We start from the raw sequence: 13354 nt of genomic DNA on the forward strand, positions 1-13354 counted from the left end.
GTCCAAGCATAATAAGCTTCGACTGATGCCGTAACGGCACCAGTCCACTACGGTCAATTGACCACAAGTCTGGAGAGTATGATGAGCGCTTTCACCGATATCGTCATTGTCAGTGCGACCCGCACGCCCGTGGGGTCTTTCAATGGCGCTTTTGCCAATACCCCGGCGGATGACCTCGGTGCCATTGTTATGAAGGCAGCCATGGAAAAAGCCGGCGTCGACGGCGGTGACATCGACGAAGTCGTGTTCGGTCAGGTTCTGACGGCCGGTCAGGGCCAGAACCCGGCGCGCCAGGCAGCCATCAAGGCAGGCATCGCCGACAGCGCAACGGCCTGGACGCTCAACCAGGTCTGCGGTTCCGGCCTTCGCACCGTCGCCATTGCGGCGCAGCAGATCATTTCCGGCGACGCCACCATCATGATGGCAGGCGGCCAGGAAAACATGTCCTTGTCGCCGCACTGCGCTCACATGCGCTCCGGCTACAAGATGGGCGACTTCAAGATGATCGACACCATGATCAAGGACGGCCTGTGGGATGCCTTCAACGGCTACCATATGGGCCAGACCGCCGAGAACGTTGCCGAGAAGTGGCAGATCAACCGTGAGCAGCAGGACGAGTTCGCCGTTGCCTCCCAGAACAAGGCGGAAGCTGCACAGAAGGCTGGCAGGTTCAAGGATGAGATCACCCCGGTGACCGTCGTCGAACGCCGCTCGGAGCGTGTTGTGGAAGATGACGAATACATCCGCCACGGCGCGACGCTGGACAGCGTCACGAAGCTGCGTCCGGCCTTCGCCAAGGACGGGTCCGTGACCGCTGCCAACGCCTCCGGCATCAACGATGGCGCTGCCGCTATCCTGGTGATGAGCGCTGCCGAAGCCGAAAAGCGTGGCCTGACGCCGCTTGCCCGCATCGCCTCCTGGGCAACCGCAGGCGTCGACCCGGCCATCATGGGCTCCGGTCCGATCCCGGCATCGCGCAAGGCGCTTGAAAAAGCCGGCTGGTCCGCTGCCGATCTCGATCTCGTGGAAGCCAACGAAGCCTTTGCGGCCCAGGCCTGTGCGGTCAACAAGGACATGGGCTGGAACCCGGACATCGTCAACGTGAATGGCGGCGCGATTGCCATCGGCCACCCGATCGGCGCATCCGGCGCCCGCATCCTGACGACCCTGCTGCACGAAATGAACCGCCGCGACTCCAAGAAGGGCCTTGCAACCCTTTGCATCGGCGGCGGCATGGGTGTCGCAATGTGCCTGGAACGCTAATCGACCAGGAAAAATCATGGCCGGGTTACCCGGCCATGATCGGGAACAGCAAACACGACTGAATTGATCTCAAGGAGCCCTAAGGGCCCGGAATTGGAAGTCAGGAGGAACTGGAATGAGCAAGGTCGCATTGGTCACGGGTGGTACACGCGGTATCGGCGAAGCAATTTCGCAGGGATTGAAAGACGCAGGCTACACCGTGGCGGCCACATATGCCGGCAACACCGAAAAGGCAGAGGCTTTCAAGGCCGCAACCGGCATCCACGTCTTCAAGTGGGACGTCTCCGATCCTGACGCCTGCGCAGCAGGCATTGCCCAGGTGGAAAGCGAACTGGGTCCGGTGGAAGTGCTGGTCAACAATGCCGGCATCACCCGTGACGGCATGTTTCACAAGATGAGCTTCGAACAGTGGCGCGAAGTCCTGTCGACGAACCTCGATTCCATGTTCACCATGACCAAGCCGGTGATCAACGGCATGCGTGAACGCGCCTCGGGCCGCATCATCAACATCTCCTCCATCAACGGCCAGAAAGGCCAGATGGGCCAGGCGAACTATTCCGCCGCCAAGGCCGGCGTGATCGGCTTCACCAAGGCACTGGCACAGGAAAACGCCTTCAAGGGCATCACCGTCAACTGCGTCTGCCCGGGCTACATCAACACCGACATGGTTGCCGCCATGCCGGAAAAGGTGCTGCAATCGATCATTTCCGGCATCCCGGTCGGCCGCCTTGGCCATCCGGAGGAAATCGCCCAGACAGTCGTCTACCTGGCGTCTGACGCAGCCGCCTTCATGACCGGCGCGGTGATGACCATCAACGGTGGCCAGTACATCGCCAACGGTTGAGGCTTCGGCAAAACCAGAACCACGGAAAGGCGCCCTCGGGCGCCTTTCTTTTTTGCTGTTTCAAGACCGTTACTCTCCTTGATCCCGGACGAAACAGAGATGCTGGAGCCAGCCACGATTAGCCCTCTGATCGGGAACAAAGCCACGTTCATAATAGCTCCACTCCCAGGCTTTCTCTCGCGAAGCCAGGAAAAATTGCACCGGCAAGCAGGTTTCCGGCTTTTTTAGGTTCTACCTATCCATCGCGAATTTCAGCCTGGCACCTCAGACGAACGAATTTCCGCGATCAAGCTGCTATTCCAAAAAGCGCCCGTTGCGGCGCCCTGTCATGGGTGCTTCCAGGAGTTTTCCGGAACCGGGCCCTTGAAGAATTTCCAGATCCGGCTCATCGGGTTGGGGGCTGACTGTTCGTCCAGCCTTTGGGCACCGGTGACCTCCATCTCGAACGCCGCAACCATATCGACCTGACCGTCCAGGAGCGTGATTTCCTGGCGGGTTGTTTTCAGGGACAGGCGCCCGGTCAGCCGGACCGGTTCGTAGACGTATTCCGCCCGCCAGCCTGTCGACAGCCGGTAGCGGATCATCTGGTTGGGATCGGGCGCCGGCATGTGGCTGCACATGCCCTGTTCGGGAACCAGATAGCCGGCGACCACCTGATCGCTGCCGGGCTCCTGAACGGGGATCACGTAGCCGGTAATCTCAATATCCTTTCCGGCCAGTGCCGAATTGCCGGCAAGCGCCGCTGCGGCCCGCTTTTTTGCAACCTCGAAGCGTTGCGACAACAACTGCTCCGTCGGCACTCCGGCAGCAGCAAGCAGCGCTTCTTCCTGCCGCAGCCGCTGCTCCAGCGTCAAACGGTCCGCATCGGCCGAACCCATCTCGTCCAGCTGCTGGCGAAGCCGCAGCACCGTGCCGAGCGACCGCAGTTCCGACCCGCTCAGGGCTGCATAAGGGTCCTCATAGCCTGCGGCCTTTGGATCCTTGAGCTGGTCCCAGCGGACAGGCATCGCCGCGAAGGCCGGCGCCGTAAACAGCAGCGCGGCGGCGAGGCACAGCATCCAGCGTTTCATATTCGCACTTCCCGGTTTCTCTGCACTGGCCCTGAAAATTCCCGGCTCTATTTTCCGAATCGGTCCGGGGTCCTTGACCCTGGCACCCTCCATCACCTATGTCCGGAATCAGACTTCCTGAACAGGATAACGTAAAAACATGGAATTCGAACACGCTCCGAACGACCCGACCCGCAAGGAACTCTCGCCGCTTCTGAAGCTGGCGCTGGAATTGGGACCGCTCGGCGTGTTCTTCCTGTTCAATGCCCGCGGCGAACAGATCGCCGCCGCCTTTCCCGTGCTGCAGGAAGTCGGCAAGCCGATTTTCCTGGCAACCGCAGCCTTCATGGTGGCCATCACCGTATCGCTGGTCGTGTCGCTGTGGCTGACGAAGCGGCTGCCGATCATGCCGCTCGTGTCCGGCGCGGTGGTTCTTGTCTTCGGCGCCCTGACGCTGTGGCTGCACGACGAACTTTTCATCAAGCTGAAGCCGACCATCGTCAACTGTCTGTTCGGCACGGTCCTGCTGGGCGGGTTGCTGTTCGGCAAGTCCCTGCTGGGCTACGTCTTCGACAGCGCATTCCACCTGACGGACGAGGGCTGGCGCAAGCTGACATTCCGCTGGGGCGTGTTCTTCTTCATTCTTGCCGCGATCAACGAGATCGTCTGGCGCAGTTTCTCGACCGATTTCTGGGTCAGCTTCAAGGTCTTCGGCATCATGCCGATCACCCTTATCTTCACCCTGACCCAGCTGCCATTGATCCAGAAACACGCGGTTGTCGACGACAACAAGGACGCCTGACCCTTCCGGTTTAGCGCTTCGCCTCTCAGTACGGGCAAATGCAGCAGTCCGTTGCCCGCCGATCCGGAAACCGGATATCGGCGTGCGCGAAGCGACCCCATGTTCTGCAAGATTTCAGCGCGTCCAAGGCGCAAACCAGATCCGCATTCCGGATAAACGGTCGACTGTGTCTCACGTGTCCGGCATGGACCGGGCGACAGCTAACGTCCGCTTAGTGGATGTCCCCATGACCGAAGGAAACGTCCCGCCGCGCACCGGTGATGGAGATCGAGAACCCGGCGATCACGTCGATCAGGGAAATCGCCATCAGGATGAAGAACAGCGACGTCGCCGCGGGCTGCACCACCAGAAACTCCACCAGATAGGCGACGAAGACCAGCACCGAGAACATGTGGTCCAGCAAGGCTGTCGTGCCGATGCGGGTGGCCTTCAGAATTTCGATGAACAGAAACAAAAGTCCGACGGTGATGAGCAGATCGCTCGCCAGAAGCTCGAATGTCGCGCCGGAAACCATCTGGATGGTGATCACCGGCTGCGCCCAGAAACCGGGATCTCCCGCGCCTGCCGTGAAAGCAAGGGCGTTGTAGATCAGCAGCGAGAAGAGCGTGAATGGAAGGGCGGAGAAAAGGCGCATGGACGGCTCCCGGTATCAAGGCCGCCCGAAGCGGGCGGAAATCGCAGCGAGCTGACACGATCTTGAAAGCCAATTCAAGGCGCAGAAAAGAAAAAGGCCGGCCCGTCGAAACAAGGCCAGCCTCAATCTTGTTTTGCCATGCGGCGATCCGATCCGGACGCAACCTGCATTCAAGAAGAATGCGGGTGTTATGCGTCGTCTTTCGCGGAAAGGATCTGACGGCCCCGGTACATGCCGGTCTTCAGGTCAACGTGATGCGGACGGCGCAGTTCGCCCGAATCCTTGTCCTCGACGTAAGTCGGCTGCTTGAGGGCGTCCGCGGAACGGCGAAAACCGCGCTTGGAGCGCGAGGTTTTTCTCTTTGGAACGGCCATTTTGTTTTTCTCCGTGGTCCATAACAGCGCGGCCCGGACCGGGTTAGCCCGGGGCGTGGCGTCACGCAGCGTGTTGGAATGCGCGGCGTTATACAGGCAACGCCAACGTTTTGCCACCCCATAGAGAAAAAATTCTTGGTCTCCATAGAACAGCCCGGATCAAAGCGCTATCCACCCCTGCTTATTTCCCCAGAACACAGCCGAAAATCGACCCTGCGCCCTTCACGCGGGCCAGATTCGTACCGGCCAGTCTGCGGTGTCCGGATCCGGGTTTAGCGGGGTTTCGGCCGCGCGGATTTGGCAAAGCTGTCGCCAATCTGGCAGCCTCGGTGCGCGTCAGGTCCTTGGCGCTCTTGCCGAACCAGGCCTGCGCAGCTGCTTCGGCGCCGAAAATACCCTCACCCCACTCGGCAATATTGAGGTAAATTTCCAGGATCCGCTTCTTGGACAGGATGGCATCCAGCATCAAGGCCAGCGGGAGCTCCAGCGCCTTGCGGATGTAGGACCGCTCACCCCACAGAAACAGGTTCTTTGCGGTCTGCATGGTGATCGTGCTGGCTCCACGCGGTTTCTCGCCATCGCTCAGCGCTTCGACCTGATCCTGTAGCGCATCCCACTCGACACCATCATTTTCGCAAAAGCCGCTGTCTTCCGACGTGATCACCGAACGAACGAGGTTCGGCGAGATCTGATCGAGCGGCACCCATTGCCGGTCGACCCACAGGAACTGGACGTACCGCCCGATCATCAACGTCGAGACCGGCGGGACAACGGAATAGAGCACGGTAAGAACCGGCGGAAGCAGGACAAGAACCAGCAGCAACTGCAACAAGCGTCTGCGGATAACACCGAACATACCACGCCGACGTCCGGACGGCCCTCCAGAGCCTGTCTTTCCTCCCGTTGCAGGTTTAACCCTTACCATTCAGTTCCCGCTCGTTATCGACAATGAAGTCGCGGACAATCGGAACGGCATCCCTCTCCTTCGACAGGAGGAGCTGGAAGACCATGTTGGAGCCGTGCAGGAAGCCCAGTTCGACCGCACAGAGATAAAACTCCCACATACGGCAGAAAGTTTCGTCGTAAAGATCAGCGGCCATCGCCCTCTTGTTTTCGAAGCGAACGCGCCAGTCGCGAATGGTGTAGTAGTAGTGCAGTCGCAGGATTTCCGCATCGCAAACCCATAACCCGAGCCGTTCGGTAGACGCAAAGACTTCCGACAGCGCCGGAACGTAGCCCCCGGGAAAAATATACTTGCGAATAAACGGCCCCGTCGTGCCCGGAGGAGTCATGCGCCCGATGGAATGCACGACCGCATAGCCTTTTTCGGTCAGGCAATTGCGGATCTGGCCGAAATACTCATCGAGATGACCGATGCCGACATGTTCCATCATGCCGACCGAGATGATCCGGTCGAATTGGCCTTTGAATTCCCGGTAATCCTTCAGAACGAATGTCACCTGGTCCTGAAGACCGGCGGCACGCACCCGTTCCTCGGCAATTTTCACCTGCTCCGGCGAGACGTTGAGTGAGGTAACCTTTGCACCGGCCTGAGCCATGCGAATGGCGAGCGATCCCCAGCCGCCACCGATTTCCAGCACCTCCATCCCTGGTTTCAGGTCGAGCTTGGCAACCAGATGGTTCAGCTTGGCCGCCTGGGCTTGTTCCAGCGTGTCGTCCGGTGAGGTGTAATAGGCGCAGCTGTAGTTGAGGCCTTCATCCATGAACAGGCGGTAGAGGTCCGTCGAGAGGTCATAGTGATGCCGCGCCTGCGACTTTGCCCGCTCGACGCTGTTCTGCTGCTGGCGACGCCGCAAAAGCTTCCAGCCCTTGCGAAGCATACCCTGCACCGGGTTGGCTCCAAGCGGCGCCCTGTTGATGGAAAACAGGAACATGAAGTCGTAGCAGGTCGATCCCTCCTCCATGGTCAGTGTGCCATCCATATAGGCTTCGCCCGCGGCCAGCTCCGGATTGAGAAAGAGGGATCGGTAGAGCTTCTTGTCGTGCAGTCGGATGGTCACCGTCGGGCCATCCTCGCCCGATCCGAATTCGTGCACGGCGCCCGCGACATCGATCACACGCATACGCCCGCGTTTGATGAAGGATCGCAAAAGGCTCGACAGCAGTTTCATGAAAAATTCTCCAAAAGGGTCAGTTTAAAAAGATCGGCCAGGTCGCTCCGGCATTTTTTCAAATTCGAGCCTTGACGATACAGAGAATTGGTTTCAGGGAAACCCGGACTTTGAAAATGTTGCCGATCCGCCCCGGAGCCAATCGTGACCCTTGACCCAAACCAGCATCTGACTTTCCAGGCCAAGTTCGTGGAGGCCACGCTGGAAACGCTTCTGGCCGCCCAGGCTCTGCCGGCTGAAACCGTGCGCCCCCCACGACTGCTAGCCGCCATGCGCCATGGCGCGCTGAACGGCGGCAAGCGTCTGCGGCCGGTTCTGGTGATGGAGACGGCCAATCTGTTCGGACGGACAGATGACGGCATTCTGCAGGCTGCCTGTGCGCTGGAACTGATCCATTGTTATTCGCTGGTCCATGACGACCTGCCAGCCATGGATGACGACGATGTGCGCCGGGGCCAGCCAACCGTGCACAAGGCCTATGACGAGGCGACCGCCATCCTGGCCGGAGATGCGTTGCTGACGCTCGCCTTCGACGTGATCGCCGGCGAGGCGGTGCATGCGGATGCAGCCGTGCGCCTGCGGCTCTCGCGCGAACTTGCCCGCGCTTCCGGCATCGGCGGCATGGCGGGCGGGCAGATGCTCGATCTGGAGTCCGAGCACCGCGAGCGCACCGAGGCGGAGATCCGCCAGCTGCAATCCATGAAAACCGGCGCGCTGCTGCGCTACGCCTGCCGGGCAGGCGCTATTCTTGCGGATGCACCGGAAGCGGACATCGACCGGCTGACGCGTTTCGGCGAAGTGATCGGCCTTGCTTTCCAGCTGGCAGACGACCTTCTGGACGTGGAAGCCAGCGCGGAAACGATGGGCAAGGCCACCGGCAAGGATGCGGAAGCCGGCAAGGCAACGCTTGTAGGGCTCTGGGGCACCGACAGGACGCGTACTGAGCTTGGCCGGCTGGTCGAGGAAGCTGAAACGCTGCTCGCGCCCTATGGCAGCCGCGCGGCGATCCTGAGCGCCCTTGCTGGTTTTATCGTAAACCGAACGAATTGATCTGAACGCCAAGCGCCTGACAACCCGCGACGTCGCAGGACTGAAATCAATTGCAGGGACTATTGCCCGAATACGACCTTCTCAGGACGTGTTCCGGGCAAGCGCAACTACTCCGCAGGCGCGCCGGCCTTGTCCGTGGCATGACGGCCGAAGTCGGGCGCGTCGGTTTCCTGGCCGGCGTCGATGATCGAGCGGCGGATGCCCCGGGTGCGGGTGAACAGGTCGAACAGCATCTGGCCATCGCCCCAGCGGATCGCCCGCTGGAGAGCGGAAAGATCTTCGGAGAACCGCGCCAGCATTTCCAGGATCGCGTCCTTGTTGTGCAGGCAGACATCCCGCCACATGGTCGGATCGGAGGCCGCCAGTCGCGTGAAATCGCGGAAACCGGACGCCGAATACTTGATGACTTCCGACTTGGTGACCGTTTCCAGATCGTCTGCGGTGCCGACAATGTTGTAGGCAATCAGATGCGGCAGATGCGAAACGATGGCCAGCACCAGGTCGTGGTGTCTGGCGTCCATCGTGTCGACGTCCGAGCCGCAGGCACGCCAGAAGGCGCTGAGCTTTTCCAGAGCCTCGGGATCGGTGTCTTCTGACGGGGTCAGGATACACCAGCGATGGTCGAACAGCGTCGGGAACCCGGCATCGGGCCCGGACTGCTCGGTCCCGGCAATCGGATGGCCCGGAATGAAATGCACGCCTTCGGGCACATGCGGATTGACCTGGTCGACGACGGACCCCTTGGTCGAGCCCACATCGGTCAGGATCGCGCCTTTCTTCAGCGCGGGTGCGATCCACTTGGCAATGGCCTCGTTGGCCCCCACCGGTGCGCACAGGATCACCAGATCGGCCCCCTCCACCGCCACGGCGGCGTCGAGCGCATAACTGTCGCCCAGGTCCAGTTCTTTCGCCCTTTGCAGGGTATCCTCGGACCGGGTGGAAATTGCGATTTCCTTGACCAGGCCGCGCTGACGAGCGACCTGCGCAAGCGAGGAACCGATCAGGCCGATGCCGATCAGGGCCATGCGCTCGAAAATGGGGGCAGCAGTCATGTGATTCTTATTTCTGTTCCAGAAAGTCCTTCAGGTGGCCAATGACGGCCCGGTTCGCTTCTTCGGAGCCGATGGTCATGCGGATCGAGTTCGGCAGTCCGTAATTGCCGACCATGCGCAGCACGCAGCCCCGTTCCAGCAGATAGGCGTCGGCATCCGCCGCGCGCTTGCCGTCCTCATCGGGAAAGTGAACCAGAACGAAATTGCCGACGCTCGGCGTCACCTTCAGACCCAGCTTCTCGAGTTCCGCGGTCACCCACGGCAACCATGTGTCGTTATGCTCGATCGACCGCGTGACGAAGTCACGGTCGCGGACGGCGGCCATGCCGGCGGCAATCGCCATTCCGTTGACGTTGAACGGACCGCGGATGCGGTTGAGCGCGTCGATCACATGTGCCGGGCCAAAGGCCCAGCCGAGCCGCAGATTGGCAAGGCCGTAAATCTTGGAGAAGGTCCGCGTCATGATGACGTTATCGGACGTCGCTGCCAGTTCGAGGCCGCTTTCATAGTCGTTGCGGCGGACGTATTCCGCATAGGCGGCATCCAGCACCAGCAGAACATTGGCCGGCAGGCCTTCATGCAGCCGCTTGACCTCTTCGAACGGCAGATATGTGCCGGTCGGGTTGTTCGGATTGGCGATGAAGACCATCCGGGTCTTGTCCGTGACCCTGGCCAGGATCGCGTCGACGTCCGTTGTCAGGTCTTTTTCAGGCGCGATCACCGGCGTCGCGCCAGCCGCGCGGATGGCAATGTCGTAGACCAGGAAGCCGTGTTCGGAATAGATCGCCTCATCGCCCGGGCCGAGATAGCCATAGGCGATCAGGCTGAGAACCTCATCCGACCCGGAGCCGCAGATGATGCGATCCGCGTTGAGGCCGTAGACCTCGCCAATGGCGGCGCGCAGTTCGGCAGAGGATCCATCCGGATAAAGCTCCAGGTTCCGGGCAACGGCTTCAATGGCTGCACGTGCGGCGTCACTGGTACCGAGCGGTGTTTCGTTGGACGAGAGCTTGTGCACGGTTTTGCCGTGGCTGCCCTTGGACTTGCCGGGAACATATGCCGCAATTTCCAGAACACCCGGCCGCGGCTGCGGACGTTTTGCGGTTGCCTTGCCGGCTTCGGTCAGTGTCGTCATCTCGTTCATCCCTGAGGCTCCTCGTCCTCGGCAGCAAATGTGTCGTCCGGATCGCCATTGCCGTCGATCGGTGCGGCATAGCCGCCGACACGTCTCAAAACATCCGGTGCGGCGCCCGCCGCAAGGCAGGCAGCGCGCACGCCCTCTTCCGTGAGGTCGCCGGAAATAGCAAGCAGCGCGTCGACACCGCTGGCGGACCGGAAGAAACTGAGCACTTCGATGCCCTCGTCCATCAGGTTGCCCGGAAGAAGATCAGACCAGCGGGCGTCATAAACCGCCACATCCGCGTTGTCGATCATGCTGTCCGCCTTGGCCAGCACCAGCGCCGGAAGGTCGGCAGGCCGCTCGTCCAGAATGACGAAAGGCAGCCGTGCCCGCACAAGTGCGCCGGATTCGCTCAGGCCCCGCCACCAGGGCAGTTCCGCCCGGTCGATCAACGCCACCAGCCCCAGATCGCAGGCTGAAGCCGTCACGGCGCCGACCACATCGGCAGCATCGCTTCCCGGGACCAGCTCCACGGAAAAGCCGAAATAGAAACGCGCCAGATCGAGCATCTCGATCAGATCGGCGCTGCCGTCCAGGTGAACGGCGGTGTCCGCCTGCAGGCTGGTGCAGGCGCAAATGAGGTCTCGCCAGATATGTTCGACGGTCGCAAGCGGCAGATCGCCCTCGTGACGCTCCACCATCTGGCGCATCAGATCGGCGTCGCGCTCGGGCTGAAAAAGGGCGGCTGCGGCCCCTGAGGCGCGGCTCGCTGCCTGGATGCCGGCTTCGGCCTGGGCGCGTTCCATCAGGGCGGTGTGGATGCGTGCATCGATCTCGTCGACCCTCGTCCTGAGGTCGTCCAGCGACAGCCCGCTGTCCGGCAAGTGAGACATGAGGTGGCTCCGGCCTTCGTTTGGGTTCAGCGGCGCATAGTCATAGGGATGTGATAGCCCAAAGGCAAAAGAAAACATTGACTCGGGCGTTCAGGCACGGCTAGGTCGCCAGTCTGGCCGCTCTGGCAGGCATCTGCCGTTTCCCGGCGGCGGACCGTCGCCCGCGCAAGCGGTGTGAAAATTTCCCAGCCTGGGACAACAGATAATTCTTTAGAGCCATGTCCGCAGACACATCACGTCCAGCCACCCCGGAGAATCTGAAGGCAACCGAAGCAGTCTGGCCGTCAAGCAAGCTCGTGCACTTTCCGGCGGAAGAACCGCTGGAACTCGATGCCGGCGCAAAGCTTGGCCCCTGGCAGGTCGCGTATGAGACCTATGGCGAGCTGAACGCGGACAAGTCCAATGCCGTGATCGTGTGTCACGCTCTGACCGGCGACCAGTATGCGGCCTCCACAAGCCCCGTGACGGGCAAGCCCGGCTGGTGGAGCCACATGGTCGGCCCCGGCAAGCCGATCGACACCAACCATTATTTCGTCATCTGCTCCAACGTCCTCGGCGGTTGCCTCGGCACCACCGGACCGGCTTCCATCAACGAGGAGACCGGACAGGCCTATGGTCTGGCGCTGCCCGTGATCACGATTCGCGACATGGTTCGGGCCCAGGCACGCCTGGTCGATCATCTGGGTATCGACACGCTGTTTGCCGTCATTGGCGGCTCCATGGGCGGGATGCAGGTGCTGCAATGGGCAGCCAGCTATCCCGAGCGTGTGTTTGCGGCCGTGCCCATTGCTGCAGCAGCCCGGCACACCTCCCAGAACATCGCTTTCCACGAAGTCGGACGGCAGGCCATCATGGCCGACCCGAACTGGTGCGGCGGCAGTTATCTGCAGGAAGGGCAACGGCCGACCAAGGGTCTGGCGGTCGCTCGCATGGCAGCACATGTCACCTACATGTCGGACGAATCCCTGCATCAGAAATTCGGCCGCAACCTGCAAGACCGTGAAAATGTCACCTTCGGTTTCGACGCGGATTTCCAGATCGAGAGCTATCTGCGCCACCAAGGCATGACTTTCGTCGACCGGTTCGACGCCAATTCCTATCTCTATGTCACCCGGGCGATGGACTATTTCGACCTGGCGCATCAGTTCGGCGGCTCGCTGGCAAACGCCTTCAAGGGAACGAAGACGCGGTTCTGCGTCATGTCGTTTACCTCCGACTGGCTGTTCCCGACGACGGAAAGCCGGCGTGTGGTAAAGGCGCTCAACGCTGCGGCGGCCAATGTCTCCTTCGTCGAGATCGAAAGCGACTGGGGCCACGATTCGTTCCTGCTGGACGTGCCGGAGATGTTCCAGACCATTTCCGGCTTCATCACCGGTGCAGCACACGCCCGCGGCCTGCCCGCACCGGGCGAGGAGGTCTGATCCCGTGAACCTGGCTCCAAGACAGACCCTATCCGGCGCTGTGCGCGGCGACCACAAGGTCGTCGCCTCGCTGGTTCCGCACAATGCCCGCGTGCTCGACATCGGATCGGCCGATGGCGAACTGCTCGACCTTCTGGTGCGCGAGCGTCAGGTGGACGGGCGCGGCATCGAACTGTCGCAGGAAGGCGTCAACCGCTGCGTCGCCCGCGGCCTGTCGGTGATCCAGGGCGATGCCGACCAGGACCTCGCCGACTATCCGGACGGGGCTTTCGACGTCGTTATCCTGAGCCAGACCCTGCAGGCCACCCGCGAGCCGAAGAAGGTCGTCAGCGAGCTCTTGCGCATCGGCAACCAGGTCGTGATCTCGATCCCGAATTTCGCCCATTGGCGCAACCGGGCCCAGCTCCTGTTCCGCGGCCGTATGCCGGTGACCAAATACCTGCCTTACGAATGGTACGACACGCCGAACATCCACTTCTGCTCCCTGCGCGATTTCGTCGAACTCTGCCGGGAACTGGATGCGAAAGTCGAAAAAGCCGTTGCCCTCAGCGGCAGAGGCAACAAGATCCCGGTCAACGCCCCCTGGTGGGTGTGGAACATCGTTGCCGAACAGGCCGTGTTTCTGCTGAAGCGGTAAGCAGGCTGGATCAACTGGCAGCAGGCCGGATTTCCGGACTTTAAGGGAAGATTTTGGGGAATCAGCCCCCCCCACCCCTTGAA

General features: G+C 61.2%; 14 protein-coding genes. 6 read left to right on the forward strand and 8 right to left on the reverse strand.

What is annotated here, in order from left to right; genetic code table 11:
• The first annotated feature begins 81 nt into the window (after positions 1–81).
• Together FMN63_RS18820 and phbB are read left to right on the forward strand one after the other, a co-directional pair.
• Positions 82–1263 (forward strand): acetyl-CoA C-acetyltransferase, encoded by a 1182-nt coding sequence (locus FMN63_RS18820; protein WP_148585715.1) that lies wholly within the window; start codon positions 82–84, stop codon positions 1261–1263.
• A 115-nt stretch (positions 1264–1378) separates the two neighbouring features.
• The gene (phbB, locus tag FMN63_RS18825; RefSeq protein WP_148585716.1) at positions 1379–2107 is read left to right on the forward strand and encodes an acetoacetyl-CoA reductase; all 729 of its coding nucleotides are present in this window, start codon (positions 1379–1381) and stop codon (positions 2105–2107) included.
• Positions 2108–2433: 326 nt separating this feature from the next.
• Here phbB and FMN63_RS18830 read toward each other — a convergent pair whose 3' ends face one another.
• Positions 2434–3177, reverse strand: coding sequence for a DUF3299 domain-containing protein (locus FMN63_RS18830; protein WP_148585717.1), 744 nt, complete (start codon positions 3175–3177; stop codon positions 2434–2436).
• Between the two features lie 139 nt (positions 3178–3316).
• Here FMN63_RS18830 and FMN63_RS18835 point away from each other — a divergent pair, with 139 nt between their 5' ends.
• Positions 3317–3958, forward strand: coding sequence for a septation protein A (locus tag FMN63_RS18835; RefSeq protein WP_148585718.1), 642 nt, complete (start codon positions 3317–3319; stop codon positions 3956–3958).
• Positions 3959–4169: 211 nt separating this feature from the next.
• Here the strand turns inward: FMN63_RS18835 and FMN63_RS18840 are convergent, their stop codons facing one another.
• The 4 genes from FMN63_RS18840 to FMN63_RS18855 form a co-directional block, all read right to left on the reverse strand.
• Positions 4170–4592, reverse strand: coding sequence for a hypothetical protein (locus FMN63_RS18840; protein WP_148585719.1), 423 nt, complete (start codon positions 4590–4592; stop codon positions 4170–4172).
• 188 nt (positions 4593–4780) lie between these two features.
• Positions 4781–4966 carry a 50S ribosomal protein L32 gene (rpmF, locus tag FMN63_RS18845; RefSeq protein WP_006936667.1) on the reverse strand — a complete coding sequence of 62 codons (186 nt, stop codon included), beginning with the start codon at positions 4964–4966 and terminating at the stop codon, positions 4781–4783.
• A gap of 181 nt (positions 4967–5147) precedes the next feature.
• Positions 5148–5822, reverse strand: coding sequence for a monofunctional biosynthetic peptidoglycan transglycosylase (gene mtgA, locus FMN63_RS18850; protein ID WP_209001236.1), 675 nt, complete (start codon positions 5820–5822; stop codon positions 5148–5150).
• 55 nt (positions 5823–5877) lie between these two features.
• Positions 5878–7098 carry an SAM-dependent methyltransferase gene (locus tag FMN63_RS18855; protein WP_148585721.1) on the reverse strand — a complete coding sequence of 407 codons (1221 nt, stop codon included), beginning with the start codon at positions 7096–7098 and terminating at the stop codon, positions 5878–5880.
• A gap of 144 nt (positions 7099–7242) precedes the next feature.
• On the opposite strand from FMN63_RS18855, the gene FMN63_RS18860 reads away from it, so the two are divergent.
• Complete coding sequence (locus tag FMN63_RS18860) at positions 7243–8148, forward strand: polyprenyl synthetase family protein (RefSeq protein WP_148585722.1); 906 nt, start codon at positions 7243–7245, stop codon at positions 8146–8148.
• Between the two features lie 107 nt (positions 8149–8255).
• Here the strand turns inward: FMN63_RS18860 and FMN63_RS18865 are convergent, their stop codons facing one another.
• The 3 genes from FMN63_RS18865 to FMN63_RS18875 are packed head-to-tail and all read right to left on the reverse strand — an operon-like array spanning position 8256 to position 11213.
• Complete coding sequence (locus tag FMN63_RS18865) at positions 8256–9200, reverse strand: prephenate/arogenate dehydrogenase family protein (protein WP_148585723.1); 945 nt, start codon at positions 9198–9200, stop codon at positions 8256–8258.
• A 7-nt stretch (positions 9201–9207) separates the two neighbouring features.
• Positions 9208–10344, reverse strand: coding sequence for a histidinol-phosphate transaminase (hisC, locus tag FMN63_RS18870; protein WP_148585724.1), 1137 nt, complete (start codon positions 10342–10344; stop codon positions 9208–9210).
• On the reverse strand, positions 10341–11213 hold the full coding sequence (locus FMN63_RS18875) for a chorismate mutase (RefSeq protein ID WP_209001237.1): 873 nt from the start codon (positions 11211–11213) through the stop codon (positions 10341–10343). Before FMN63_RS18875 ends, hisC begins: the two co-directional genes overlap by 4 nt.
• Before the next feature lie 218 nt (positions 11214–11431).
• On the opposite strand from FMN63_RS18875, the gene metX reads away from it, so the two are divergent.
• On the forward strand, positions 11432–12634 hold the full coding sequence (gene metX, locus FMN63_RS18880) for a homoserine O-acetyltransferase MetX (protein WP_148585726.1): 1203 nt from the start codon (positions 11432–11434) through the stop codon (positions 12632–12634).
• Positions 12635–12638: 4 nt separating this feature from the next.
• Positions 12639–13271 carry a methionine biosynthesis protein MetW gene (gene metW, locus FMN63_RS18885; protein WP_148585727.1) on the forward strand — a complete coding sequence of 211 codons (633 nt, stop codon included), beginning with the start codon at positions 12639–12641 and terminating at the stop codon, positions 13269–13271.
• Positions 13272–13354 lie beyond the last annotated feature (83 nt).

The organism is Stappia sp. BW2, from assembly GCF_008107695.1.
Taxonomy (GTDB): Bacteria; Pseudomonadota; Alphaproteobacteria; order Rhizobiales; family Stappiaceae; genus Roseibium.

Excerpts from the sequence above, each read along its gene's own strand:
- FMN63_RS18820 (WP_148585715.1), top strand. The coding sequence starts at position 82 with ATGAGCGCTTTCACCGATATCGTCATTGTCAGTGCGACCCGCACGCCC.
- phbB (WP_148585716.1), top strand. The coding sequence starts at position 1,379 with ATGAGCAAGGTCGCATTGGTCACGGGTGGTACACGCGGTATCGGCGAA.
- FMN63_RS18830 (WP_148585717.1), bottom strand. The coding sequence starts at position 3,177 with ATGAAACGCTGGATGCTGTGCCTCGCCGCCGCGCTGCTGTTTACGGCG.
- FMN63_RS18835 (WP_148585718.1), top strand. The coding sequence starts at position 3,317 with ATGGAATTCGAACACGCTCCGAACGACCCGACCCGCAAGGAACTCTCG.
- FMN63_RS18840 (WP_148585719.1), bottom strand. The coding sequence starts at position 4,592 with ATGCGCCTTTTCTCCGCCCTTCCATTCACGCTCTTCTCGCTGCTGATC.
- rpmF (WP_006936667.1), bottom strand. The coding sequence starts at position 4,966 with ATGGCCGTTCCAAAGAGAAAAACCTCGCGCTCCAAGCGCGGTTTTCGC.
- mtgA (WP_209001236.1), bottom strand. The coding sequence starts at position 5,822 with ATGTTCGGTGTTATCCGCAGACGCTTGTTGCAGTTGCTGCTGGTTCTT.
- FMN63_RS18855 (WP_148585721.1), bottom strand. The coding sequence starts at position 7,098 with ATGAAACTGCTGTCGAGCCTTTTGCGATCCTTCATCAAACGCGGGCGT.
- FMN63_RS18865 (WP_148585723.1), bottom strand. The coding sequence starts at position 9,200 with ATGACTGCTGCCCCCATTTTCGAGCGCATGGCCCTGATCGGCATCGGC.
- hisC (WP_148585724.1), bottom strand. The coding sequence starts at position 10,344 with ATGAACGAGATGACGACACTGACCGAAGCCGGCAAGGCAACCGCAAAA.
- FMN63_RS18875 (WP_209001237.1), bottom strand. The coding sequence starts at position 11,213 with ATGTCTCACTTGCCGGACAGCGGGCTGTCGCTGGACGACCTCAGGACG.
- metX (WP_148585726.1), top strand. The coding sequence starts at position 11,432 with ATGTCCGCAGACACATCACGTCCAGCCACCCCGGAGAATCTGAAGGCA.